This is a genomic window from Streptomyces sp. NPDC055287 (assembly GCF_053646035.1).
Map to the genome: position 1 here is coordinate 331,328 of NZ_JBSHNE010000002.1, position 23,769 is coordinate 355,096.

A 23,769-nucleotide genomic window follows, 5' to 3' on the forward strand; every position below is an offset into this window, starting at 1 on the left:
CGGACGTCACGGCCGCACGACGCCGCCCGGACGTCAGGGCCCGGACGTCGCCGCTCTCGCCTCGGAGACCCCCGGCGCCAGAGACCAGGCGTCAGCGGCCCCGCGTCAGAGTGCCAGCTCGTAAGTGATCTCCTCCGTCTGGCACTCCACCACCATGTTCTGCAGCGCGGCCAGCTCGGCCGCGTCCACGGACAGCTTCCAACGCCCCTTCACCGCAGCCCACTCGGCGATGTACCGGCAGTCCGCACTGTCGTCGGACGGCTCCCACCGCGCCGGGTCCCGGTCCCCCTTGCGCCGCTTCTCGGCCGCCGTCACGGCGGCGAGCACCCTCGGGTCGGCCATGTCGTTCGCGTACCGCTGCCGCTCCTCGGCGCTCCAGGCCGACGCACCGCTGCGCCACGCCTCGGCCAGCGGCACCAGATGGTCGACGTCGAGCGCCCCGGCGCCGGTGTGGTCCCGCTTGTCGTAGTACGAGTGCCACGCGCCCCCCGTGATGGTGCACCGCCCGTCGATGGTGGGTGGTGTGGTCGCCTCCGCGATGATGACCTCGGCCCGTGTGTCGCACCCGTCCTGATCCGGATCGGTCCAGTGCGTGAACTTCCCCGCGTTGTACCCGGCGTTGTCCTCGGCGGCTATCGGCAGGTTCTCGATGGCTTTCTCGACCGTCGTGCTGACCGTGTCACCGGGCGCGGCGCCGGCGCCCGGCGCCGTCCCGGCGACAACGGTGACGGCGGCAAGGAGTGCCGGCAAAAGGAAGCGGAGCTTGCGCATACGGATCCCTCCATCTCGTACGGACGGACCAGTACTAGCGACATCTGTCACCCGGACACGCCGCAGAGCCCCCACGGATCACCCGTACGGGTCGTCCGAGTCTCCGGGCCTGTCTCCGCCCGGGAAGCGCCACGCCCGTTCGCCCTGCAGCGACACGGCCGTAGACCTCTCCAGCTCCTCTTCTGAGTCGCGCAGTCGCGCAGTCGCGCTGTCGCGGGAGCGGGGGCGGGGGCGGGAAAAGAAGACCGCACCCGCTCCGTCATGGACGCCGTGGTGGGCGGCCTGCGGACCGGGTGCGGACAGGTGGGCGGGGTGACCCGGTGTGCGGGTCAGGCGTGCCCGAGCCAGGATCAGGCCTTCTTGGTCTCCCAGAAGATCTTGTCGATCTGGGCGATGTAGTCGAGAGCCTTCTGTCCCGTCGCCGGGTCGGTGGAGGCCTTCGCCGCGCTGAGCGCCTTGAGAGCGTCGTTGACGAGCTGGTGCAGCTCCGGGTACTTCTCGAAGTGCGGGGGCTTGAAGTAGTCGCTCCACAGCACCGAAACGTGGTGCTTGGCGAGCTCCGCGCGCTGCTCCTTGATGACCGTGGCGCGCGCCTGGAAGTGCGCGTCGTCGTTGGCCTGCATCTTTTCCTGCGTGGCCTTGACCGACTCGGCCTCGATGCGGGCCTGGGCCGGGTCGTACACGCCGCAGGGCAGGTCGCAGTGAGCGCTGACCTTGACCTTGGGGGCAAACAGGCGGGAGAGCATGTAAGAGCTTCCTTCCTCGTGATCGTCTTCTCAGGTGGGACATTACTCCGTGAGAGACGTGTTTTCGCGGGTGCCCCCATGGGCTTAGGTCAAAAGTCCAGGGTGAGTATGGGACTGGTGGAGGATCGGACCGGGAGGTGCCGGATGGTGGATCAAGGGCGGGATCCGACAGCGATGTTCGGGGTCGCCGAGGTGACAGGTCTTTCCATGGTGCCGACGCTCCGGCACCGCGATCAACTGCTCGTGCACTACGGGGCGGAGCTGAGGGTGGGTGATGTGGCCGTACTGCGCCACCCCCTCCAGCAGGATCTGCTCATCGTGAAGCGGCTGGTGGACCGCCGGGACGGCGGCTGGTGGGTGCTCGGCGACAACGCGGACGCCGAGGCCGTGGACAGCCGGGCCTTCGGGGCGGTGCCGTCCGAGCTCGTGCTGGGACGGGTCCGGGCTCGGTACCGCCCGATACGGGCCGGGCGTCAGCGGTCGGCCGGGGTAGTGCTCTCCTGGCTGGTGTCCGCCGTACGGCCCGTGTTCGCCGACCGGTCCGTCTCCAGGCGCTTGCGCGCCCGGTAGGCGGCCACGTTGGCGCGGGTCGCGCAGCGGTCGGAGCAGTAGCGGCGCGAGCGGTTGGTCGAGGTGTCGAGGTAGGCGTTGCGGCACGGTGCTGCCTGGCACAGGCCCAGGCGGTCCGCGCCGTGCTCGGTGAGGTGGAAGGCCAGGCCCATCGAGGCGATGGCGGCGTAGCCCGCGGTCGCGTTGGACGGGTGGTCGGCGAGGTGCATGTGCCAGTCGGGACGCCCGTCCTCCTTGCGCATCTCGTGGCCGGAGATCTGCGGGCTCACCGGGAACTCCATCAGCAGCGAGTTCAGCAGGTCGACGGCGAGGGTCTCGTCGCCCCCGTCCGCCGCCTCGAAGATCGCGCGCAGGCGGGCCCGTACGGACCGGAAGCGGGTGACGTCCGCGTCGGTGGCGCGACGTGCCGCCGACGCGTTGACGCCGAAGAGGCCCCTGACCGCTTCCACCGACGTGAGGGTGTCCTTGTTGCGGGCCGGCTCCTCGCTGTTGACCAGGCGCACGGCGTAGTCCGAGTAATAGGCCAGTTCCACTTGTAGTCCTTACGGGGGCGGTCTAGAGTCTGGGTAATGGCTGGTTGTGGTTCGAGGGTATTACGGAACGGGGCTGAGGAGTTCTGATGGCGGAGACCGGCACGGGGGCGACGTCGGGGACGGACTGGGCGGCCTGGCAGCAGAGCTGGGACCGCCAGCAGGAGTGGTACATGCCGGACCGCGAGGAGCGGTTCCGGGTGATGCTGGACATGGTCGAGGCGCTGGTCGGCCCCGAGCCGCGGGTGCTGGATCTGGCGTGCGGTACGGGAAGTATTACGGACCGACTGCTCAAGCGGTTCCCGAAGGCCACCAGTACCGGCGTCGACCTCGACCCGGCGCTCCTCGCCATCGCGCGCGGGTACTTCGACGGGGACGAGCGGGTCGCCTTCGTGACGGCCGACCTGAAGGACCCGCAGTGGACCCGCGAGCTGCCGTACGGGACGTACGACGCCGTCCTCACCGCCACCGCGCTGCACTGGCTGCACACCGACCCCCTCACCACCCTGTACAAGCAGGTGGGCGGCCTCGTGCGCGCCGACGGCGTCTTCATGAACGCCGACCACATGAAGGACGAGGACACCCCGCGCATCAACGCGGCCGAACGCGCCCTCCGCCACGTCCGGATGGACCGCGCCAGGGCCGGGGGCGCGGTCGACTGGGCCGACTGGTGGGCCCTGGCCGCCAAGGACCCCGTACTCGCGGAACCGACCGCCAGGCGCTTCGAGATCTACGGCGAGCACGCGGACGGCGACACCCCGAGCGCGGAGTGGCACGCGCGGACGCTGCGCGAGGCCGGCGGGTTCGGGGAGGCGCGGGCCGTGTGGCGCTCGCCCTCGGACGCGCTGGTACTGGCCGTGAAGTAGGCGAAGGCAGGAAAACGAGAGAGGCGGTACGGACCCGGGGGTCCGTACCGCCTCTCGCACTACCGCTAGAGAACCTTCGACAGGAACGCCTTCGTGCGGTCGTGCTGCGGGTTCGTCAGTACGTCGCGCGGATTGCCCGCCTCGACCACCACGCCGTCGTCCATGAAGACCAGCGCGTCGCCGACCTCACGGGCGAAGCCCATCTCGTGCGTGACGACGATCATCGTCATGCCGTCCTCGGCGAGACCGCGCATCACGTCGAGGACGTCGCCCACCAGCTCGGGGTCGAGCGCCGACGTCGGCTCGTCGAAGAGCATCAGCTTCGGCTCCATGGCCAGCGCGCGGGCGATCGCCACACGCTGCTGCTGACCGCCGGAGAGCTGTGACGGGTAGTTCTTGGACTTGTCGGCCAGGCCGACGCGGTCCAGCAGGCGCTCGGCCCGCGCGCGGGCCACCGCCTTCGCCTCGCCCTTGACCTGGATCGGGGCCTCCATGACGTTCTCGAGCGCCGTCATGTGCGGGAAGAGGTTGAAGCGCTGGAAGACCATGCCGATGTCCCGGCGGTGCGCCGCGACCTCGCGGTCCTTCAGCTCGTAGAGCTTGTCGCCCTTCTCGCGGTAGCCCACGAGGCGGCCGTCGACCGAGAGCCGGCCGGAGTTGATCTGCTCCAGGTGGTTGATGCACCGCAGGAAGGTGGACTTGCCGGAGCCGGACGGGCCGACGAGACAGAACACCTCACGCGGGGCGACCTCCAGGTCGATGCCCTTGAGGATGTGCGCGGCGCCGTAGGACTTGTGTACGCCCTCGGCCTTGACCATGGCGGTCATGAGGAGACCCCCCTGGGGCTGTTGAGGGAAAGCAGGTTCGCCTTGATCTTCTGGAACGGGGTCGGCGGCAGCTGGCGCAGCGAACCACGTGCGTAGCGGCGCTCCAGGTAGTACTGGCCGACGCTGAAGATGCTGGTCAGCACCAGGTACCAGACGGAGGCCACGAGCAGCATCTCCATCACGGCGAACGAGGTGGAGCCGATGTTCTGCGCTGCTCGCGTCAGGTCCACGTACGTCACGACCGCGACCAGCGACGACGTCTTGAGCAGGTTGATGAACTCGTTGCCGGTCGGAGGCACGATGACCCGCATCGCCTGCGGCAGCACCACGCGCCGCATGGTCTTGCTGTTGTTCATGCCCAGGGCGTGCGACGCCTCGGTCTGGCCCTCGTCGACCGACTGGATGCCGGCCCGGACGATCTCCGCCATGTACGCGCCCTCGTTCAGGCCGAGGCCCAGCAGGGCGACCATGAACGGAGTCATGACGTCGACCATCTCGTCCTTGTAGAACCCGATGTTCAGGATCGGGAAGATCAAGGCGAGGTTGAACCACAGCAGCAGCTGAACGAAGACCGGAGTGCCGCGGAAGAACCAGATGTAGAGCCAGGCAACCGCCCCGGTGACGGGGTTCTTCGACAGTCGCATGACCGCGAAGACGATGCCCAGGACCAGGCCGATGATCATCGACAGCACGCTGATCAGCAGCGTGCGGCCCATGCCTTCCAGGATCCGCTCGTCGAAGATGAAGTCCCCGACGGTGCCCCACTGCACGTTGCCCTGGGAGAACGCGTAGATCAGCATGCCGAGCAGCGCGATCACGATCACGCCGGAGACCCAGCGGCCCCAGTGCCGTACCGGGATGGCCTTGATCTGCTCGGGGGGAGCGGTGGCAGCGGTGGCTGCCTCCTTGGCGACCGGGGAGTCCTCGGGGGGCTCTTCGGCGGGCGCCTTGTCGAACTTGTCAGTCACAGTGACTGCCCTTCAGTGAAGCTCGGGGCGAGGAACGCCGGGATTTACTTGCCGGCGTTGACGGTCGCCTCGGTGACGGCGCTGTTCTTGACGTCCCACTTCTCCAGGACCTTCTCGTACTCACCGTTCTTGATGATCGCGTCCAGGGCCGCCTTGAGCGCGTCACGGAGCTCCGTGTTGTCCTTGTTGACCGCGATGCCGAACGGTCCGGCACCGATCTGGCCGCCGGCGACCTCGAAGTCATTGCCGCCACCCGCGGTCTTCGCGATGTGGGCCGCGACCGGGTAGTCGTTGAGGTCGGCCACGGCGCCGCCGATCTTCACGCGGGTCTGCGCCTCGGCGTCGGTGTCGAACGACGCGATCTCAAGCTTCTTGTCGCCGCACTTCTTGGCCTGGTCCTTGAAGGTGTCCTCGTAGATCGTGCCGCGCTGGACGGCGACCTTCTTGCCACAGAGGTCGTCCAGGGACTTGATGTTCTCCGGGTTGCCCTTCTTGACCAGCAGGGAGACGCCCGAGTTGAAGTAGTCGACGAAGTCGACGCCCTTGCCGGCCTTCTTGCCCTTGTCGTCCAGGCCCTCCTGGCGGGCCTTGGTGTCGCTCATGGCCGACATGACGATGTCCTGGCGGCCGGTGTTCAGCGACGTGATCAGGCCGTCGAAGGTACCGCTGGTGAACTCGAACTCGACGCCGAGCTCCTTGCCGAGGGCCGCGGCGATGTCGGGGTCGATGCCGACGATCTTGCCGCCCTCCTCGTACTCCATCGGGGCGTACGCGGCGTCCGTGCCGACCTTGATCTTCCCTGCGTCCTGGTACTTCTTGGGCAGCTCGTCGAACAGCGGGGCGCTGGACGACTTCGTGCCCTCGGTCTCCTTGGTGCCCGAGCCCGAGCCGGTCTGGTCGCCGCAACCGGCGAGCAGCAGAGCACCGGCGACCGCGATCGCGCCGACCGCGGCTGTCCTGGACTTGGTGGCGGTCGTACGACGGGTGGTGCGTGCGGTCATGGTTGGTTCCTCCGGCGGGAAAAGGGAGTGGCCTGGGAGGCCGGGCACACTACTTCGAGTATCGCGACCTCGTGTGATTACGGCATCTTGCCATTCGGACTAGCCCATTCAGGGCTCCAGTCATGTCAAAATCGGGTAACGGGTGACCCCCGAATCTCAACAGGCCGGTACTACATGGCCGGACCTTCTGTTGAGCACTGCCGTTTCGGCCGGAAAATCTCCGGCTCGTCCTGCCAATTGGTACCGAATCATGCCGCGAAACGGACTTGTCCTTACATGCGTGCATGAGTCGTGTCACCGAGGTGATACGGGCTCGTCGGCGATGCCGCCCATCAGGTAGAAAAGACGGTTACACCCCTCATCCGGGGCTCAGGGCGCGTGTGCGGCGCGCCCGCGCGTACGTACCTCCTCCCTGTGAGGGCGGGCCAACCGCCCAGTACAGGGAACGGACGCGGTGCCCGCCCACCCCTCCTCAACCAGGAGCGGCCACCCTCAACTGATGAAGACTTAAGGGGTAAAACTAATGGCAGCGGAGATCGTCAATCCTCGCAGCGACAGCACTACGGAGAACAGTGCAGAAGGGGCTCATGAGGAGCCCTTCGATCCGGCCTTCGCCCTGCACCGCGGCGGCAAGATGGCCATCCAGGCGACCGTGCCGGTGCGCGACAAGGACGACCTGTCCCTCGCGTACACGCCGGGCGTCGCCAAGGTGTGCTCCGCGATCGCGGAGCAGCCCGATCTGGTCAACGACTACACCTGGAAGTCGAACGTCGTGGCCGTCGTGACGGACGGTACGGCGGTCCTCGGACTCGGCGACATCGGTCCCGAGGCCTCGCTCCCCGTCATGGAGGGCAAGGCGATCCTCTTCAAGCAGTTCGGCGGCGTCGACGCGGTGCCGATCGCGCTCGCGACGACCGACACGGACGAGATCATCGAGACCGTCGTGCGGCTCGCACCGTCCTTCGGCGGCGTGAACCTCGAGGACATCTCGGCGCCGCGTTGCTTCGAGATCGAGCGCCGGCTCCAGGAGGAGCTGGACATTCCGGTCTTCCACGACGACCAGCACGGCACGGCGGTGGTCACCCTGGCCGCGCTGCGCAATGCCGCCAGGCTCACCGGCCGTACGCTCGGCGACCTGCGTGCCGTGATCTCGGGCGCGGGTGCGGCCGGGGTCGCCATCGCGAAGTTCCTGCTGGCGGCCGGGCTCGGCGACGTGGCGGTGGCCGACCGCAAGGGCATTGTCAGCCGGGACCGCGAGGACCTGACGGACGTCAAGCGCGAGCTGGCCGAGATCACGAACCGCGCCGGACTGAGCGGCTCGCTGGAGACCGCGCTGGTCGGTGCCGACGTCTTCATCGGCGTGTCCGGCGGTACGGTGCCGGAGCCGGCGGTGGCGTCGATGGCGCCGGGCTCGTTCGTGTTCGCCATGGCCAACCCGAACCCCGAGGTCCACCCGGATGTCGCGCACAAGTACGCGGCGGTCGTCGCTACCGGGCGCAGCGACTACCCGAACCAGATCAACAACGTGCTGGCGTTCCCGGGGATCTTCGCGGGCGCCCTTCAGGTGCGGGCCACCCGTATCACCGAGGGCATGAAGATCGCGGCGGCGAACGCGCTGGCGGATGTCGTCGGCGACGCGCTGGCCGCGGACTACGTGATCCCGTCGCCGTTCGACGAGCGGGTCGCCCCGGCCGTCACCGCGGCGGTGGCCGCGGCGGCGCGCGCGGAGGGTGTGGCGCGGCGGTAGCGCTCCGGCTTCGCCTGTACGGGCCGCGCCGCGTCCTCCACGAGGGGGCGGCGCGGCCCTTGCGTTTGCGCGGCGAGGGCCGGGGCGGTGTGGGCCGGGTGCGGCTTGCCGTGGCGCTGTTCCCGGCGTCGGCGCTCGCCCCCGCTCGTGTGAGCGACGCGTGTCACACCCGTGCGTGGTTCCGCCACGCATCCACCCGCCCTATCGTCATGGTCATGTTCGCTGCCTACGCCGCCCGCATCGACCGTGACCAGCCGCTGAACGGCCTCGAGCTGGGTGAGCGGCCCGTGCCCGAGGTAAAACCCGGCTGGACCACCGTCACCGTCAAGGCCGCCTCGCTCAACCACCACGACCTGTGGTCGCTGCGCGGCGTCGGCCTCGGTGAGGAAGCGCTGCCCATGATCCTCGGCTGCGACGCCGCCGGGATCGACGCCGACGGCAACGAGGTCGTCGTGCACTCCGTGATCGGCGAGACCGGCCACGGTGTGGGGCCCCGGGAGAAGCGGTCGATCCTGACCGAGAAGTACCAGGGCACCTTCGCCGAGCAGGTCACCGTCCCGGCGTGGAACGTGCTGCCGAAGCCCAGGGAGCTCTCGTTCGCGGAGGCCGCGTGCCTGCCGACCGCCTGGCTCACGGCGTACCGGATGCTCTTCACCAACGCGGGCGTCCGCCCCGGCGACAGCGTCCTCGTCCAGGGTGCCGGCGGCGGCGTCGCGACCGCCGCGATCGTGCTCGGCAAAGCGGCCGGTCTCAGGGTGTACGCCACCAGTCGCGACGAGGCCAAGCGAAAGCGGGCGGTCGAGCTGGGCGCTGTGGAGGCTTTCGAGCCGGGCGCGCGGCTGCCGCAGCGGGTCGACGCGGTGATCGAGACCGTCGGCGCCGCCACCTGGTCGCACTCGGTGAAGTCGCTGCGGCCCGGCGGCACGCTCGTCATCTCGGGCGCGACGAGCGGCCCGAACCCGCCGTCCGCCGAACTGAACCGGATCTTCTTCCTGGAGCTCAAGGTCGTCGGCTCGACGATGGGCTCCAAGGACGAGCTGGAGGACCTGCTGTCCTTCTGCGCGACGACGGGCGTACGCCCGGTCGTCGACGAGGTGCTGCCGCTGGACCGGGCCCGTGAGGGCTTCGAGCGGATGGCGGGCGGCGACCTCTTCGGAAAGATCGTGCTGACGACCTCTTGATGGACCGTCAGTTCTGCTGATTGCCTCTCCGGTACGCGACCACGTGCTGGAGGGGTGTCCGTGCGAACGTTCAGAGGCATTGGCGGTCTCGTCTGTACGGTCGTACTGGCGGCCGGGGGCCTGGCTCCCGCCGCCGGTACGAGCGAAGCCGCCGGTGGTGAAGCCGGCGGCGGTGCCGCGATCCCCCGGCTCACCGACGACCGCGGCCGCGTCCTGACCCTGCGCGGCTGGAACGTCGAGGACAAGACGAACCGCGGTGACCAGGCGCTGTCCGCCATCACCGAGAAGCACTTCCGCGATCTGCGCGCCCGCGGCTTCAACTTCGCCCGGCTGCTCGTCTTCTGGGACGACCTGGAGCCCCGGCGCGGGCAGTACAGCGCGGCGTACCTCCGCAGGATCGAGCGGATCCTGGACTGGGCCGAGAAGTACGGCATCCACGTGCTGATCGACGCCCACCAGGATGTCTTCGGCCCGGCCTTCGGGCACCGGGGCATCCCGGAGTGGGCGACGCGCACCGACGGGCTGCCGTTCACGCCGAACCCCGACGACTGGTTCTCGGAGTACTTCCAGCCGGCCGTGCAGCGCGCCTTCACGCACCTCTACGAGGACCGGGACCTCCAACGAGCCCAGGCCGCCATGTGGCGGGTGCTCGCCGGCCGGTTCGGGGACCATCCGGCCGTGCTCGGGTACGACCTGATCAATGAGCCCATGGGTGAGCTGAAGGAGGGCGAGGACCTGCCCACCGCCGCCCGCCGCATCGAGCGCGACCAGATCACGCCGATGCACAACCGCCTGGCCGACGCCGTCCGTTCGGTCGACCGCGACACCTGGGTGTTCGTGGAGCCGACGCCGATCGTGGGCGAGGGGGTGCCGACCGGACTCGGAAAGATCAAGGACCCGAAGGCCGTGTACGCCCCGCACTTCTACAACACCGCGATGGAGGCGGGCGCGGACTACGACCCGGCGGCCGGCTGGATCGAGTCGTACGAGGCCGCCGTCACGGCGTATCCGGAGAAGTACCGCGTGCCGGTGGTCGTGGGGGAGTGGGGACCGCTCAACAACTCCCTCCCCAACATGGGGCGCTTCTACCGCGAGGCCCTGGCGTCGTTGAACCGCTACAGCTCCGGCTGGGCGGGCTATGTGTGGTGCTACGGAGGTGGCTACTGCGCGGTGGACGCGGCGGGGAAGTTCCGTACGAACAAGGAGCAGACGGCGTCACCGTACGCATCCGCCGTCGCGGGCCGGATTCGCTCACAGTCGTACGACCCGGCGACGCGGACCTACCGCCTCTCGTACGCCGCTTCCGGGCCCGGCGTCACCGAGCTCTCGCTGCCGTCCCGCGCCCGCGACTGGCGGGTACGGGTGACCGGGGCGGCGTGGGTGCTGGACGGCCGGATCCATGCCCGGCCGGGCGCACGCGTCTCTGTGTCAATTACGGTTGACGGTCGTCGGGGTGTCAATGTAGGTTGACACGCATGACCGATGCAACGGATCTCGCGCAGCGCGCGGGTGACCAGGACCCGCGGGTCGGACTGCGCGCGGTTGTCGCACTGCGGCGGCTGCTGGAGCAGCTCGAAGCCGTGCAGGTGAGAAGTGCCCGCGCCAAGGGCTGGTCGTGGCAGGAGATCGCGGCCGAGCTGGGAGTCAGTCGGCAGGCCGTCCACAAGAAGCACGGGAGGCGTTGATGTTCGAGCGGTTCACGAAGAGTGCCCGGGGTGTGGTGAAGGGCGCCGTCGTCCAGGCGGAACGGGCGGGCGCGGACTCGGTCACGGACGAGCATCTGCTGCTGGCCCTGCTGGACCAGGACGGCACCCGCTCGTCGTTCGCCTTCGCCTCGCTGGGCATCGCCGGGCGCCGGGAAGCGGTCGAGCAGGCGCTGGCCGACGCGCGGCGCCGGGGTGGCCTGTCGAAGGCCGACCAGGAAGCGCTCGCCGGAATCGGCATCGACGTCACCCGGATCGTCTCGAAGGTCGAGGAGACGCACGGTGAGGGCGCCATGCAGTCCGGCCCCGGCGTCAGGCGCGGACTGCTGACGGCGCACCGTCCCTTCACGCCGCAGGCGAAGTCCGTACTGGAGAAGTCCCTGCGGGTGGCGCTCGGCCGCGGCGACCGGCACATCGGCGACGGGCACCTGCTGCTGGCCCTTACCGCGCAGCCGGGGGCGGTCGCCGACGTACTGGCGGAGCACGGGGCGACGTACGCGGCGTGCGAGCGCGCGCTGTTCGGCGAGGGCTTCGAAGGGGAGTGAGGGCGGGCTGATCCGGAAGCGGGGGGCGTCGACCCGACGCCCCCCGTTCGCCGGACGGCCCGAGCCGGCCCGGCCGGGTCCGGGCCGGCTAATCCGCGTCCCGTCCGGCGAACGAGGACGCCTCCGGACGGCGCCTACGTTCCGGGGCCGTGCCTGGTCCCGGGGCGGTGCCAACGCCCCGAGGGCGTGCCCACGTCCCCTGGCGCGCCCTACGCCTTCGGCCCGCGCAGCAGCGCGCCGATGTGGGCCGCCGCCGTGGACAGGTGCCGGCGCGCCTCGCGGAGCTCGGCCTCCGTTACGCCGTGGTCGCGGGCAGCGTCGCGGACGCCGTCGCGGAAGCGGTCCAGCAGGCGGTCCAGGTCGCGCGCCGGGTCGCCGGACGCGGGCTCCCTGGCCCACTCGGGTTCCGGGGGTGCGTCCGTACGCTCCAGCTCCACCTCGGCCGGCTCCGCCGCCTGCTTCGCGCCGGGGGCCTCGGCCGGCTGCGGCTGGCGCCCGAAGAAGCCGAACTGCTTGGTGATCTCGGCGAGACCGTCCCGCACCCCCTTCGGCCAGTCGCCCCGCGCGAACTGGTCCTGCACCTGCTCCTGCACCTGCTGCGCGATCCGCTGCATCTGCTCGCGCGCCTTCTCCTGCGCCTTCTCCTGAGCCTCCTTGGCCTGGCGGCGTGCCTCGTGTGCGTCCTCCCGGGCGCGGCGGCTCTCGTCCTTCGCGCGGCGCGCCTGCTCCTTCCACTCCTGCTTCGCCTTGCGCAGCTCCTCCTTCGCCGCCTGCCACGCCTCGCTGTCGCCGAACGCGCCCTCCCAGTCCCCTCCCTCGGGCTTCGACGCGGTGCCGGCGCCCGGCGCGGCCCTGTGGCGCGTCTCGCTCGCCGCGGCCCGCATCTCGCGGCGCAGGTTGCCGGCCGCGCCGCGTACGTCGTCGCGGATCTCGGCGGCCAGCTCGGAGACGGACTCGCGGATCTCCAACTCCAGGTCGGCCAGTTCGCCGCCGCGACCCGCCAGTTCGGCGCGGCCCGCGTCGGTGATCGAGTAGACCTTGCGGCCGCCCTCGGTGGCATGGGTGACCAGGCCCTCGGCCTCCAGCTTGGCGAGGCGCGGATAGACGGTGCCGGCGGACGGGGCGTACAGACCCTGGAAACGCTCCTCCAGGAGGCGGATCACTTCGTAACCGTGGCGCGGAGCCTCGTCGAGCAGCTTGAGGAGGTACAGGCGCAGACGGCCGTGGGCGAAGACGGGAGGCATGTCAGAGCACCTTCTTGTCGGCCGGAGTGTCCGCGTCGTACAGGTCGTCGCCGACCGGCGGGCGGCGCAGCAGGGCGATCGAACCGGAGACGGTCGTCGCGCGGAGCCGGCCGCTGCCGGTCCCGAGCTTGCCCGTGATCCGCTTCGCTCCCCACTGACCGCTGACCCGCAGGTCCTCGAAGGCGTTGGAGACCGCGCCGCTCGCGGTGTTCGCCTCGACGGTCGCGTCGGCCGGGTGCGGCAGGCGGATGGCGACCTCGCCCGAGACCGAGGTGAGAGAGATGTCGGTGGGCTTTCCGGCCGGGTCCACGTCCACGGCCATGTCGCCGCTCACCGAGTCGGCCCGTACGGACGATCCCGAGCCGTCGACTACCGTGAGGTCGCCGGAGACGGAGTGGAAGCGGAGGTCGCCGGTGACGCCCTGTGCCTCCACGCTGCCCGCGACGGTGTCGGCGCGCACGGCGCCGGAGAGACCGACGAGGGTGATGTCGCCGGTGATGCCGCGTACGTCCGTGCGTCCGTCGATCCCCGAGACGACGGCGCCGGCGCCGATCACGCCGACCGTCACGGACGAGCCGGCGGGCACCGCGAGGGAGACGACCGCGCTGCGCTGCGGGCCCTTGCGGTCGAGCCACTTGAGGAAGCCCTTCCAGGGCAGGTCCTCGTAGGTGACGGTGAGCGTGCCGTCCTCGTGGGTCACGGTCAGCGGCGGTCCGTCGATCGCGGAGACTTCGAGACGGGCCGGGCCCTCCTCGATGCCGACGACGTTCACCGTTCCGTTGACGATGCGCACGTCGAGCGCCGTCACCGGGTCCTCGAAGGTGAGCTTCCGCGGCTCGGCGACCGCCCATGTCGGCTCTGTCATATGTCCTCCCCGATCTGGCCTGCCCGACGCAACATATCGCGTCTACTGGCAAACACGATATATCGCGGTCGACCGAAGTCAAGGGGAGGTGGTGGCGCGGGCGGCCCACTCACACATGCCATATCGGGGCAAAGTGGCCTAGCGTGAGGGCATGAACGCGACATCCGGATCCGGACCCGTGGGGGCACTGCTGCTGTGCGGGGCCGAACCCGAGGCGGTCCGGCCCGCGGCCCACCTCCTGCGCGAGAGGCTGCTCCTGGCGCCGGCCGACGGCGACGGCGGCCCCGGGTCCGGCTCGGCCCTCCACCCCGGCTCCTCTCCGGGTTCACGTGCCACGGAGCGCTGGAGCGTCGTCGTCCCCGAGGGAAAACCCTGGCTGGCCGGCGGCGAACCGGTCGACCGGGTCCTGGCGGGCTGGGCCACGGCCCTCGCCGTCGGCGTCACCTGGCCGGTTCTCGCCCTCTGGTGGGACGCCGACCGGGCCGGCTTCACACTCGCTTCGGGCTTCCGGCGCCAGGTCGGCTACGAATGGCTGACGGACGGGACGCCGTTGGGGGAGGACGAGGCGATGCGCACCTTCGCGGCGCGGCTGGGCCTCGACCCCGTACTGGACATGGAGGCCCTGACGGCGCTCACCCGCCCCGACGCCGACGCGGACGGCCGGGCCCGGCTGCTCGGCCTGGTCGCGGTACTGTCCCGCCTCGGCCTCGCACTCCCCGCGGGCCTGACCCCCGGCGAACCGGCCGACCGGCTGCGGGAGGCGGCGCGAGTACGGCCGGGCACCGAGCCGGTCGAATGGTCCGGCTGGCGCGACGCCGTACGCGCGGAACTCGACGTGGTCGAGAGCGGCCCCGCCGGGCCCTGGCTCCGCGGTCCCAGAGCCCGCCTGCTGAGCGCGGCCCAGCTGGCGGCCGGTGTCTCGCTCGCCCTGTGGGGCCTGCGCCGACGCAGCGGCGGCTGGGCGTTCGCGGGCGGGGTGCTGGTCGCGCAGGGTTCGCTGGGGCTTGTGTACGACCGGATGCGCGCCCGTGGCTGAGGCTGCGGAGGACCGACCGGGGCTGAGACTGGGTACGGCCGACCGGCGCTGAGGCGGCGTACGGCCGACCGGACGCGTGGCGGGGGCTGAGACCGCGTGCGCCCGGATGCGCGCCCGGGGCCGGGACGGCGCGCGGCCGTGGCGGTGCGCCCGTGGTGCGCCTCTTCCGGAGGCCGCTGCTCCTCTACTCCTCGTCGTCCTCGTCGTCCAGGCGGGCCAGCCAGGTCGCGAGGCGCTCGACCGGAACCTCGAAGTCCGGGTTGAGGTCGACGAACGTACGCAGCTGCTCGGCGAGCCACTCGAAGGTGACTTCCTCCTCGCCGCGCCGCTTCTCCAGCTCCTCGATGCCGCGATCGGTGAAGTACAAGGTGTTGCTCCGTGGGGATGCACAGGGGGTCGGACAGGGGTGGACAGCGGTTGTTCCCAGCCAGGATATGCACTGATCCCTGAGTCCCTCGCGCTCGTACCCAGCAGCGATTAACCTTCACCATTCATCGCATGGGGGAGCGGGGGACGCTGTGGCCAATGGGATCGCACAGGTTCGGCTCGACGACGGGACCGTCGTCTGGGCACGTGTCAGCGAGGCACAGGAGCTCGACCGGGGCGGCGGCTACCGGGACACCGGCATCGGCGACCGGGTCGTCTCCATGGCGGGCGGACTCACCGACGTCGTCCAGGGCGTGGTGCGGTCGCTGCGCGCCGGGCTGAACCCGGCCGCCCCCGTCGAGGTCGCGGTGACCTTCGGCATCGAGCTGTCCGCCCAGTCCGGCAAAGTCATCGGGGTACTTGCCGACGGTGGGGGCAAGGCCTCCGTCTCCGTCTCCCTGACGTGGACCGAACCGGTCGCGGAACCCCCCGTGGGACCCCCCGCGGATCCGGGGGCGCAACCGGTCGCGGACCCCGCCGCGCGTCCGGCACCCGGGCCCGGACCGTCGGCCCCCGGCACGGTATGAGCGCGTCGTGAACGCCTTCGACGAGATCGTGCGCCCCTCGCTCGTACGCATTGCCGCGCCCGGAGGCGGGTATGACCCGCACGGCACTCACTACTGGGGCAGTGGATTCTTCATCGCCCCCGGCTGGGTGCTTACCTGCGCCCATGTCGTGGGAAAGGGGGAGGCCGCGGTGTGGAGGGGCGAGCGCGCAGTCGGCATCACCTGGCAGGGCGGTTCGACCACGGGTGAAGTGGTCCTCGCCAAGCCACGGCCCGCCGACCCCGGAGAACCGCCGTACCGCTGGGAGTTCCCCGACATCGCCCTGGTCCGCGTCCCGGACGCGCAGGACGCCGCCTGCGTCTGGCTCGGCGAGCGGCTCCCGGCCATCCCCGCCGACGTAAGCCTGCACGGCTGGTCCCGGGAGACCGGCGACCTGGGCATCCGGCACGGAGTCGGCACGGCCCACGCCACCGACGGCAAGGCGCTGCTGCTGCGCGGCAGCCTGCCCGTCGAGGGCTGCTCGGGCGGCCCCGTCGTCGACCTCAAGCACGGCGCCGTCATCGGCATGAACAAGGGGCGCGGGGAGCACGAGGGGGCGGCCGTACCCATCACGGCTCTGCGCGAACTGCACGACCTGAGGGGCGGCGAGATCCTGCACGCGGTGCTGCGCGAGCACGACCGGCACCACCTGCGCCGCTTCCGCAGCACGGCGGCCGCAGGCGGCGGCTGGACCCGGGCGCAGGCCGACCTGCGCAAGGGAGCCCCCGGCTTCCTGCCCGCCGCGCGCGCCCACCTCTTCGGCCGCTTCGCCGAACTGCCGCCGCCCACCGGGCCCGGCGAGGTCATGGTCCTCGTCGACGACGTCAAGCGCCGTGTCCTGCACAGTGATTACCAGTCACCCATCGAGCACGACCCGCGCACCTGGCGCGACGGCGTCGGACTGCTGCACGACCTGCGCGGCCGGGAGAGCGGACACGACCTGGACGTCGACGCGGTGCTGCTGTACGCCGCCAAGGTCGTCAGGCACCTCGCCGGGCAGGGCCCGGACCGGCCCGACGGCCCGAGGCGCGCCGCCCTCACCGAGCTCACCGAGTGGATCACCACGCAGGGCGAGTCCGCGCACCAGGCGATTCGCGAGGAGATCGCCCAGGTGCTGGACATCCGGGAAGCGGCGGCCGAGCCCGCGCCGGAGTTCGCGTTCCAGTTCGTACGGGAACGCCCCGCCGGGCAGGCCCGCGCCGACGTCCTCGTGGAGATCGACCCGGTGCACTACGGCGACCGCTATCCCTGGCGCGTCAAGCTCCTCTACGAGGGGCGCACCGTCAGCCCGCTCTCCGGCGACGACCGGGGCGTACCCCGTGCCGAACTCCGGGAGACCCTGCGCGAACCGCTCGCCGATGCCCTGCGCCGGGGCGACAGCGGGGAGCATCTCGCGGCGGTCGAGGCGCTGTTGCCGCGTGAGCTGTTCGACGAGCCCCTCGACACCTGGCGGCTCTCGCCCGAGGACGACCTCTTCGACGAGCACAGCATGGCGCTGGGGGAGCGCCGTATCGTCGTCATACGGGACCGCAGACGCCGCGACCGCCCCGCGAGCCCCGAATGGCGTCGCCGCTGGAAGGCCGCCGTCCGGGGACCGCTCGCCGTCGTGCCGCTGCGGGGCGAGGTCCCCGCCTCCGGACACGGACCCGGTGCCCGCCGGGAGTCCCGCAGGGCGGCGTACGCCCGGCTGTCCGACGCAGAGGACGGCACCGTGCCGGTGTACTGCGGACCGGTCGGCAGCGGCGACGGGCTGGACGCCATGGCCGCCGCGCTCGCCGCCGGGCACCCGCTCGCGCTGTGGCGCCGTTGCGGCCAGGAGCACAGCGACTGCCAGGAGTTCCACGCGCGCGCCGACGAACTGCTGGGGCGTGCCGACGGGGTGGAGAACCTGCACCGGCACATACGTTCCCTGCGCATCATTTCGATGGACCCCGACGCGACACCCGACACGGCGTCGGAAGCGGCCTGGGCGGCCTCCGTCGCCGTACTCTTCGATCCGCCCGACCGTCCGCCGTACGACGGTGTGCCCCTCCAGGCGCCGCCGCTGACGGGGCCCGGCTCATGACGGCCCGTCAGGAGACGTCCCGGACGCGTGGCCAGATCCTGGGAACCGGACCTCAACCGGGCTCGGCAGAGCAGGACTTGAACGGTAACGTCAGCCCCCCGGGCCGCCGGGCCGGCTCCGTCCCCACCCACCCGCGAGGTGAATCTCAGTGACAGACTGGCGGATCTACCGCGGCGCCGGACTGCCGCACGACGGAGTGCGGCGGTTACCCGGCCCGCCTCCATGGCGTGATTTCGCCGCGGTGGGCTCGGACGCCGACGCTACCGACCCCTCGGCCACCGACCCGAGCGCCGCCCGCAGGCTCGGCGTCCAGCGCCGCCTGGTGGAGAACCATCACCCCAGGCCCGCGGAGGTCGACGCGGTCAACGCGGCCCTCTATCTGCGCCGGCCGCTGCTGGTGACGGGCAACCCGGGCACCGGGAAATCCACTCTCGCGCAGGCCGTCGCCCACGAACTGGGCCTCGGACGCGTCCTGCGCTGGCCCATCGTCAGCCGTTCCGCTCTCCAGGACGGGCTCTACCGCTACGACGCCATCGGCCGCCTCCAGGACGTACAACTGGAGCGGGCGCAGGGCGCGGCGGCGGGCCCCTCGGCGGCCCCAGTATCCTCGGCCATCGGTTCATACGTGCGCCTCGGACCGCTCGGCACCGCGCTGCTGCCGTCCGACCTGCCGCGCGTCCTGCTCGTCGACGAGCTCGACAAGAGCGACCTCGACCTGCCGAACGACCTGCTGAACGCCCTGGAGGAGGGCGAGTTCGCCATCCCCGAGCTGGAGCGCATCGCCGACCGCGAGCCGGTTGTCGACGTCCTGACCGACGACGGCCGCAAGGTGCCGGTGCGCGGCGGCCGGGTCCGCTGCACCACCTTCCCGTTCATTGTCCTCACCTCCAACGGCGAACGGGACTTCCCCGCCGCGCTGCTGCGCCGCTGCATCCAGCTGGAGCTCGAACCGCCCGGCGAGGAGCAGCTCACCGCCATGGTCGAGGCGCACCTCGGCAGCAACGCGGCGACCGAGGGACGGGACCTGATCGAGCGGTTCCTCGGACGGGAACCCGGCGAGATCATCGCCGCCGACCAGCTGCTCAACGCCCTCTACCTCACCCAGCACGCCCCTCGCGCGGAGCGCGTCACGCGTGAGCGCATCGCCGAAATGCTCATGCGACCACTCGACCGCCCGAGGTGAGTGCCGGATGGACCTGGGGGAACTTGTCGGCAGGCTGAGGAGTAACGGCCTCGACCCGACGGCCGAGGAGGTCGCGGACGCCGTCTGGCTGGCTCAGTGGCTTCCGTCGTGCCGCACGCCGACGGGCTCCTCCGGCGACCCCGCGGAAGCGGCGGAGGACACCGGCCGCGGCGGGCGGTCGGCCCACCCCGCGCCGGACGGAGCGCACCCCGGCGACGACGCGCCGGAATTCGCCGTGCCCGGCCCGCCCCCGGCCCCCGGCCCCGTATCGCTCTACGCGCCCGGCGGCCGCAGGCGCCGCACGGCGACCGGCTCCGCGAGCACCGGCTCAGCGTTCCCCGTACGCGCCCCGGCGGCCGCCGCGCTGCCCGGGCTCCTCGGCCTGCAACGCGCCCTGCGCCCGCTGCGGCACTACACCCCCACCGCCGTGCGTCCGGCGGCCGACGGGCGCCTCGACGAGGAGGCCACGGCCGAGCGCAGCGCCAAGTCCGGCGTCCTGTGCCCCGTGCTGCGCCCCTCCGACCGCCGCCGTGTGGACATCCAGCTGCTCATGGACACCGGGCCCGCGATGGCCGTATGGGAGCGGATGGTCGAGGAACTGCGACAGGCCTGCCAGCAGTCCGGCGTCTTCCGCGATGTACAGGTCCACCAGCTGTACGACGCGGGGGACGGCGGCGCACCCCTCATCGGCACCACCACCGGCCCCGGCGGGCACACGCGGCTGCGCCCCGCCGACCAGTTCCACGACCCGACGGGCCGCAGGCTCACCCTTGTCGTCAGCGACTGCGTCGGCCCGCTGTGGCAGCAGGGCCGGGCGCAGCGGCTCATGCGTCAGTGGCCACGGAGCTCCCCGCTGGCCGTCGTGCAGCCGCTGCCGCCGCGCCTGTGGGCCCGTACCGCGCTGCCCGCCGAGCCGGGGCTGCTGGTGCGGGCGGCGGGTTCCGGCGGGCGTACGGCCTTCGTGCCCGACGAGGAGCCGTGGGAGCCGTTGGAGGCGACGGCCAGGGCCGTGCCCGTACTCCCTCCGACACCCGAGGCGTTCGCGTCCTGGGCGCGGCTGCTGTCCGACCACGGCGGCAGTACCGTGCGCGGCTGGGCGGCCTGGGCCGGTGCCCACGAGCCGGCCGCGCCCGCACCGGACCTCGTCCCGCCTGCCGCCCGGCGCGTGCCGGCGCCCGACCGCAGCGCCGACGAACTGCTGCGCGCCTTCCGGGCGAACGCGTCGCCCGGCGGTGTCCGCCTCGCCGTCCACCTGGCGGCGGCGCCGCTGACCCTGCCCGTGATGCAGCTCGTACAGCGGGCGATGCTGCCCGACACCGGCCCGATGGAACTCGCCGAGGTCCTGCTCGGCGGGCTGCTCAGGCAGCTGCCGGGGACGGACTCGGATTCCGGGTCGCCCTGCTACGTCTACGCGGACGGGGTGCAGGAGCTGCTGCTGAACTCGCTGGGCCAGGACGCGGCGGCGCTGGTGCTCAAGCACTGCTCCTCGTACGTCGAACGCCACTTCGGCAAGGGCGCGCGCAACTTCTCGGCGCTCGCCGCGGCCAGGCTCTCCGAGCGCGGCGCGGCGGCTGCGCCCGACCTCCCGTGGGAGCAGCAGGGCACGGACGGCGAGGACGACGGCCCCGCCGCCGAGCCCGAGCTGTTCGCGGAGATCCCCGCCCGGGTCCTGCGCTTCTACCAGCCCGACCTGATCACCCCCGTCCCGCTGGCCGAAGCCGAACGCCTCCTGGGCCAGTGGCGCTCCCAGGCAGACCCGTCCCTGCTGCGCCGTGCCCGCGAACGCGCGGAAGCGGCGCTGCGCAATGACGGCGTGATCGAACGCGTGATGGCGGCCCTGCGCACCGACGGCCCGGCCCCCGGTGGCCCGGACGCGGGCGATACGCCCGCGAGCGGGCCCGGTGCGGGGCGGGCCGGACTGGTGCTGGGGCGGGTCCTGCTCGCGGAAGCAGGGGCACCGGCCGTGCGCGGCACCGAGCAGGGGCGCGAACTGCTGCGACGCGCGGCCCGGACGCTCGCCGAAGCCCGCGACCGCGCGCCCCAGGGCGGTCCGGGCCGGGCCGACGCCGCCTTGGAACTCGCCGCCGCGCACCACGCCCTGTGGCGCGAGACGCGCGACGCACACCACCTCGCCGCCGGCCTGGACGCGCTCGCCGGCGACACCTCCGACTGGCCCGCCGCGTCCCGCAGGGCGCTGCACCTGCGCCGGGGGCGCCTGCTGCTGGCCCAGCACCGGGCCGAGGAGGCGGTACGTGAACTCCGCATGGGATGTGACTCGCTGGACGCCGAAGACGCCCCCGACAGCCTCCGCTGCCCCGCCCTCCTCGACCTCGCCGAAGCCCTGCGCGCGGCGGGCGCCCCGCACGCCGGCACCGCCGAGGTCCTGACCCGCGCCGCCCGGCACGCCGGCGAGGACCCGGCCCTGCGCCTGCGCTGCCTCACCGCCCAGGCCCGGCTGCACGACACGGCCGGTGACCACGCCGCTGCCGACGAGGCGTACGAAACCGCCTCGGGCATCGCACCGCCCGACAGCGCGCGGCGTTGCGAACTCCTCACCGAATGGGGCGAGTCACTGCTGCGCCGGGCCGCCGCCGAGCCGGGGACGGCAGGCGAGGACACCGTGGGCCGGGCGGAGAGCGTCCTGCGCGAGGCGCTCGCCGGGATGCCCGCCCGGTCGCCGTCCCGCAGCAGGCTGCACCTCCTGCTCGGCAGCGCGCTGGCACTCCGCTTCCAGCGGATCGGGTTCCTCCCCGACCTCTACGAGGGCCGCCACCTGCTGGAGGAGGCCGCCAAGCGGCTGACGGACACCGGCGTGCGGGGCGAGGCGTGGCTGGTGCTCGGCCGGGTGCGGCTCGAACTTGCCCACGTGTCGGCCGCGACGTTGCTGTCGGACGCCCTCCAGGCGTACGAGAGCGCGCAGCGCGACGCCGACGCCGCGCACGGGGAGCGGCCGGGCTCGGTCACGGCGGCCAGGGCGCTGTACGCGCAGGGCTGCACGCTGGAGTTCATGGGTCGTACCGAAGCCGCCCACCGCGCCTTCGAGCGCGCACACGAGCGCTGGCAGCGGCTGACGGCGTCACTGGTCGAGGTGGACTGGCGGGAGGCGGGGGTCCCCCGGGAGCGCCTCGCCCGTCTCGAAGAGGCGGCCCCAGGGGCCGCTGCCACGGCGGACGATCAACCACTGACCGACCCTGACCGGCGGCGATTGGCGCCTCCCTGGTGGCCGTTCACCGGGGTGAAGGCCGGTTGACCGGAGTGCAGTCGAACATGTTTCTGTTTCACTGGTGTCGGGAAGAACTGGGCAGCCGCTGCGGCCGTGCGGGACGGGTGCCGGCAGGAGGGAGTCGGGCGTGTCGCACAGGAACACCGTGGTTGCCGGCCAGGGCCAGGACGCCGGACGGCCGCCGCCCGTGCCCGATCTCACCCACGTCGACCTGCGGACTTTGCGGACCATGGATGATCCGGGACTCACCGAGGCCATCGATCAAGTGCTCGGGCGGTCGGGAGACCTCGCCGAGGCGTGGTGGGCGACCGATGAACCCGGACGCCGCTGAACAGCGGCGCTTTCCGGTCAGATGGGTGGCACGGCCAACTGGTCCCGGCAGCCGCCACGGTGTGCGTGCCGGCGAAGGGGGACCGAAGTGACCGTGGCCCCTTTACCTTCCGTTCTTTTCTCTCAACTGGCCCGCACCAGGCCTGACCCAGTGGGCACCTCGGCCCTGCGGGCGGGGCTGCACGCACGGCGGCTCCTGCTCCTCAAGTCCCTGCTGGCGCGCCTCGAACGGCAGCGCCCCTCCGTCGACCCGACCGCGCGTGAACGCTTCCGCCGGCACTGGGCACTGCTGGAGTACGCGGAACGGCGCGACCCCGCAGCCGTTCGAGCCGCCGTCGACTATCCGCTGACCGGTGCCTGGCTGGCCGGGGCCCTCACGGCCCCCGAAGGGCCGGCCCTGGACCGGCACCTGTCCCACTTCGGCGGCATAGCGGCCACCGCCGCCGTACACGCCGGCTGCGACCTGCGCCTCACCCTCGACGCTCCCACGGGTCTGCTCAGCCTGCCGGGCCTGGGAACCCTGCGATGCTCCGCCCACCGGGCCGAACTCCATGCGCGCGGCCGGACCGTACGGATCGACGGCGGCCGCGGCGGCGCCTTCCTGCTGCGGCGCACCGGCGGTGGCCCGCACCGGCCTCTCGGCGGCGGCCCCGGATGGTCCGGGCTGCGCACGCTGCCCGGCGGCACCGCGGTCCTGGACGACCTCGACCCCTACCGGGTCCCCACGGCCGGCGCCGGCGCTGTCACCCTGCCCGCCGCGGACCGGACTGCCGTCGCCCGCAGGCCCTGGGCGCGGTTGTGGCGGCAGGCGCTCGCGCTGATCGAGGGCACGGACCCGGAGCGGGCCGCCGAGATACTCGGCGTACAGCGTGTCGTGGTGCCCCTCTCCCCAGGACGGGGCGCGTACGACGGGCACCGCCCGATGAGTGCCACGCTGCGCGCCGCACCCGGCAGCGTGCTGACGTCTCTGCCGGCCGGACCCCAGGAGCTGGCCGAGGTACTGGTCCACGAGACACACCACACCAAGCTGGCGGCGCTCCACGAACGAGTACCGCTGTACCGGCCGGGCGGCGGGGGACTGCACCGGGTCGGCTGGCGCCCTGATCCCCGACCGCTGCCGAGCGTGTTCCAGGGCGCGTACGCCCATCTGGCGCTCACCGATCTGTGGCGGCGCGCGGCCACCGGCCCCGATGCTCCGGCGGCGTGGCGGCGCCGGGCCGCCGAACAGTTCGGGCAGCATCGCGGACAAGTGGCACAAGCGTTGTTGCTCCTGCTCGAATCCGATGAACTGACCATTGCCGGCAGGCAGTTCGCGCAGGAGATGCAAGACCATCACGCGAGCCTGGATGCGGCTCGACAGGCCTTCGGGTGACACTGTGCCGATGGGTCGTAACAGT

23 protein-coding genes are annotated in these 23,769 nt (G+C 71.9%); 14 read left to right on the plus strand and 9 right to left on the minus strand.

The features are described from left to right. Positions 1–105: 105 nt before the first annotated feature. On the minus strand, positions 106–771 hold the full coding sequence (locus ACWIHY_RS04835; RefSeq protein ID WP_454374163.1) for an HNH endonuclease family protein: 666 nt from the start codon (positions 769–771) through the stop codon (positions 106–108). Between the two features lie 350 nt (positions 772–1,121). Next, the gene (sodN, locus tag ACWIHY_RS04840; protein WP_069926993.1) at positions 1,122–1,517 is read right to left on the minus strand and encodes a superoxide dismutase, Ni; all 396 of its coding nucleotides are present in this window, start codon (positions 1,515–1,517) and stop codon (positions 1,122–1,124) included. Positions 1,518–1,661: 144 nt separating this feature from the next. On the opposite strand from sodN, the gene sodX reads away from it, so the two are divergent. Further along, positions 1,662–2,087, plus strand: coding sequence for a nickel-type superoxide dismutase maturation protease (sodX, locus tag ACWIHY_RS04845; protein ID WP_454374164.1), 426 nt, complete (start codon positions 1,662–1,664; stop codon positions 2,085–2,087). On the opposite strand, the gene ACWIHY_RS04850 is transcribed toward sodX, so the two are convergent. Beyond that, the gene (locus ACWIHY_RS04850; RefSeq protein WP_454374165.1) at positions 1,991–2,620 is read right to left on the minus strand and encodes a CGNR zinc finger domain-containing protein; all 630 of its coding nucleotides are present in this window, start codon (positions 2,618–2,620) and stop codon (positions 1,991–1,993) included. The genes sodX and ACWIHY_RS04850 overlap by 97 nt on opposite strands. 86 nt (positions 2,621–2,706) lie before the next feature. Between ACWIHY_RS04850 and ACWIHY_RS04855 the strand changes: the two genes are divergently transcribed. After that, positions 2,707–3,483 carry a class I SAM-dependent methyltransferase gene (locus ACWIHY_RS04855; RefSeq protein WP_454374166.1) on the plus strand — a complete coding sequence of 259 codons (777 nt, stop codon included), beginning with the start codon at positions 2,707–2,709 and terminating at the stop codon, positions 3,481–3,483. 65 nt (positions 3,484–3,548) lie between these two features. Here the strand turns inward: ACWIHY_RS04855 and ACWIHY_RS04860 are convergent, their stop codons facing one another. The 3 genes from ACWIHY_RS04860 to ACWIHY_RS04870 are packed head-to-tail and all read right to left on the minus strand — an operon-like array spanning position 3,549 to position 6,279. Next, positions 3,549–4,301: an amino acid ABC transporter ATP-binding protein gene (locus ACWIHY_RS04860; protein WP_454374419.1), complete on the minus strand. Its 753-nt coding sequence runs from the start codon at positions 4,299–4,301 to the stop codon at positions 3,549–3,551. Positions 4,302–4,306: 5 nt separating this feature from the next. Further along, entirely contained in the window at positions 4,307–5,278 is a 972-nt protein-coding gene (locus tag ACWIHY_RS04865) for an amino acid ABC transporter permease (RefSeq protein WP_454374167.1), read from the minus strand. A gap of 44 nt (positions 5,279–5,322) precedes the next feature. Continuing rightward, positions 5,323–6,279 carry an ABC transporter substrate-binding protein gene (locus ACWIHY_RS04870; RefSeq protein WP_454374168.1) on the minus strand — a complete coding sequence of 319 codons (957 nt, stop codon included), beginning with the start codon at positions 6,277–6,279 and terminating at the stop codon, positions 5,323–5,325. A 523-nt stretch (positions 6,280–6,802) separates the two neighbouring features. Between ACWIHY_RS04870 and ACWIHY_RS04875 the strand changes: the two genes are divergently transcribed. The 5 genes from ACWIHY_RS04875 to ACWIHY_RS04895 all read left to right on the plus strand — a co-directional run bounded on the left by ACWIHY_RS04875 (position 6,803) and on the right by ACWIHY_RS04895 (position 11,455). After that, positions 6,803–8,026, plus strand: a complete 1,224-nt coding sequence (locus ACWIHY_RS04875; protein ID WP_454374169.1) for an NAD(P)-dependent malic enzyme — start codon at positions 6,803–6,805, stop codon at positions 8,024–8,026. Between the two features lie 209 nt (positions 8,027–8,235). Further along, complete coding sequence (locus ACWIHY_RS04880) at positions 8,236–9,207, plus strand: zinc-binding dehydrogenase (protein ID WP_454374170.1); 972 nt, start codon at positions 8,236–8,238, stop codon at positions 9,205–9,207. Positions 9,208–9,267: 60 nt separating this feature from the next. Further along, entirely contained in the window at positions 9,268–10,677 is a 1,410-nt protein-coding gene (locus tag ACWIHY_RS04885) for a cellulase family glycosylhydrolase (protein ID WP_454374171.1), read from the plus strand. Between the two features lie 5 nt (positions 10,678–10,682). Further along, the gene (locus ACWIHY_RS04890) at positions 10,683–10,892 is read left to right on the plus strand and encodes a helix-turn-helix domain-containing protein (RefSeq protein ID WP_454374172.1); all 210 of its coding nucleotides are present in this window, start codon (positions 10,683–10,685) and stop codon (positions 10,890–10,892) included. Continuing rightward, on the plus strand, positions 10,892–11,455 hold the full coding sequence (locus tag ACWIHY_RS04895; protein WP_454374173.1) for a Clp protease N-terminal domain-containing protein: 564 nt from the start codon (positions 10,892–10,894) through the stop codon (positions 11,453–11,455). Before ACWIHY_RS04890 ends, ACWIHY_RS04895 begins: the two co-directional genes overlap by 1 nt. Positions 11,456–11,664: 209 nt before the next feature. Here the strand turns inward: ACWIHY_RS04895 and ACWIHY_RS04900 are convergent, their stop codons facing one another. Both ACWIHY_RS04900 and ACWIHY_RS04905 read right to left on the minus strand, forming a co-directional pair. Next, positions 11,665–12,699, minus strand: coding sequence for a helix-turn-helix transcriptional regulator (locus ACWIHY_RS04900; RefSeq protein ID WP_454374174.1), 1,035 nt, complete (start codon positions 12,697–12,699; stop codon positions 11,665–11,667). 1 nt (position 12,700) lies between these two features. Beyond that, a complete protein-coding gene (locus tag ACWIHY_RS04905; RefSeq protein WP_454374175.1) occupies positions 12,701–13,564 on the minus strand; it encodes a DUF4097 family beta strand repeat-containing protein in 864 nt (287 codons plus the stop codon). Between the two features lie 151 nt (positions 13,565–13,715). Between ACWIHY_RS04905 and ACWIHY_RS04910 the strand changes: the two genes are divergently transcribed. Then, positions 13,716–14,600: a hypothetical protein gene (locus ACWIHY_RS04910; protein ID WP_454374176.1), complete on the plus strand. Its 885-nt coding sequence runs from the start codon at positions 13,716–13,718 to the stop codon at positions 14,598–14,600. A gap of 184 nt (positions 14,601–14,784) precedes the next feature. Here the strand turns inward: ACWIHY_RS04910 and ACWIHY_RS04915 are convergent, their stop codons facing one another. Then, on the minus strand, positions 14,785–14,967 hold the full coding sequence (locus tag ACWIHY_RS04915; protein ID WP_005312030.1) for a DUF6104 family protein: 183 nt from the start codon (positions 14,965–14,967) through the stop codon (positions 14,785–14,787). A 151-nt stretch (positions 14,968–15,118) separates the two neighbouring features. Here ACWIHY_RS04915 and ACWIHY_RS04920 point away from each other — a divergent pair, with 151 nt between their 5' ends. The 6 genes from ACWIHY_RS04920 to ACWIHY_RS04945 all read left to right on the plus strand — a co-directional run bounded on the left by ACWIHY_RS04920 (position 15,119) and on the right by ACWIHY_RS04945 (position 23,744). Beyond that, positions 15,119–15,553 carry a CU044_2847 family protein gene (locus ACWIHY_RS04920; protein WP_454374177.1) on the plus strand — a complete coding sequence of 145 codons (435 nt, stop codon included), beginning with the start codon at positions 15,119–15,121 and terminating at the stop codon, positions 15,551–15,553. A 7-nt stretch (positions 15,554–15,560) separates the two neighbouring features. Further along, positions 15,561–17,636 carry a VMAP-C domain-containing protein gene (locus ACWIHY_RS04925; RefSeq protein ID WP_454374178.1) on the plus strand — a complete coding sequence of 692 codons (2,076 nt, stop codon included), beginning with the start codon at positions 15,561–15,563 and terminating at the stop codon, positions 17,634–17,636. A 148-nt stretch (positions 17,637–17,784) separates the two neighbouring features. Next, on the plus strand, positions 17,785–18,819 hold the full coding sequence (locus ACWIHY_RS04930) for an AAA family ATPase (protein ID WP_454374179.1): 1,035 nt from the start codon (positions 17,785–17,787) through the stop codon (positions 18,817–18,819). A gap of 7 nt (positions 18,820–18,826) precedes the next feature. Next, positions 18,827–22,069 carry an SAV_2336 N-terminal domain-related protein gene (locus tag ACWIHY_RS04935; protein WP_454374180.1) on the plus strand — a complete coding sequence of 1,081 codons (3,243 nt, stop codon included), beginning with the start codon at positions 18,827–18,829 and terminating at the stop codon, positions 22,067–22,069. Positions 22,070–22,169: 100 nt separating this feature from the next. Next, positions 22,170–22,373, plus strand: coding sequence for an FxSxx-COOH cyclophane-containing RiPP peptide (gene fxsA / locus ACWIHY_RS04940; protein WP_454374181.1), 204 nt, complete (start codon positions 22,170–22,172; stop codon positions 22,371–22,373). Positions 22,374–22,523: 150 nt separating this feature from the next. Further along, positions 22,524–23,744 (plus strand): aKG-HExxH-type peptide beta-hydroxylase, encoded by a 1,221-nt coding sequence (locus tag ACWIHY_RS04945; RefSeq protein ID WP_454374182.1) that lies wholly within the window; start codon positions 22,524–22,526, stop codon positions 23,742–23,744. Positions 23,745–23,769 lie beyond the last annotated feature (25 nt).

What these genes read in the sequence shown, in the direction of transcription:
- ACWIHY_RS04835 (WP_454374163.1), bottom strand. Translation starts at nt 771, where the DNA reads ATGCGCAAGCTCCGCTTCCTTTTGCCGGCACTCCTTGCCGCCGTCACC.
- sodN (WP_069926993.1), bottom strand. Translation starts at nt 1,517, where the DNA reads ATGCTCTCCCGCCTGTTTGCCCCCAAGGTCAAGGTCAGCGCTCACTGC.
- sodX (WP_454374164.1), top strand. Translation starts at nt 1,662, where the DNA reads ATGGTGGATCAAGGGCGGGATCCGACAGCGATGTTCGGGGTCGCCGAG.
- ACWIHY_RS04855 (WP_454374166.1), top strand. Translation starts at nt 2,707, where the DNA reads ATGGCGGAGACCGGCACGGGGGCGACGTCGGGGACGGACTGGGCGGCC.
- ACWIHY_RS04860 (WP_454374419.1), bottom strand. Translation starts at nt 4,301, where the DNA reads ATGGTCAAGGCCGAGGGCGTACACAAGTCCTACGGCGCCGCGCACATC.
- ACWIHY_RS04870 (WP_454374168.1), bottom strand. Translation starts at nt 6,279, where the DNA reads ATGACCGCACGCACCACCCGTCGTACGACCGCCACCAAGTCCAGGACA.
- ACWIHY_RS04875 (WP_454374169.1), top strand. Translation starts at nt 6,803, where the DNA reads ATGGCAGCGGAGATCGTCAATCCTCGCAGCGACAGCACTACGGAGAAC.
- ACWIHY_RS04880 (WP_454374170.1), top strand. Translation starts at nt 8,236, where the DNA reads ATGGTCATGTTCGCTGCCTACGCCGCCCGCATCGACCGTGACCAGCCG.
- ACWIHY_RS04890 (WP_454374172.1), top strand. Translation starts at nt 10,683, where the DNA reads ATGACCGATGCAACGGATCTCGCGCAGCGCGCGGGTGACCAGGACCCG.
- ACWIHY_RS04895 (WP_454374173.1), top strand. Translation starts at nt 10,892, where the DNA reads ATGTTCGAGCGGTTCACGAAGAGTGCCCGGGGTGTGGTGAAGGGCGCC.
- ACWIHY_RS04900 (WP_454374174.1), bottom strand. Translation starts at nt 12,699, where the DNA reads ATGCCTCCCGTCTTCGCCCACGGCCGTCTGCGCCTGTACCTCCTCAAG.
- ACWIHY_RS04905 (WP_454374175.1), bottom strand. Translation starts at nt 13,564, where the DNA reads ATGACAGAGCCGACATGGGCGGTCGCCGAGCCGCGGAAGCTCACCTTC.
- ACWIHY_RS04910 (WP_454374176.1), top strand. Translation starts at nt 13,716, where the DNA reads ATGAACGCGACATCCGGATCCGGACCCGTGGGGGCACTGCTGCTGTGC.
- ACWIHY_RS04935 (WP_454374180.1), top strand. Translation starts at nt 18,827, where the DNA reads ATGGACCTGGGGGAACTTGTCGGCAGGCTGAGGAGTAACGGCCTCGAC.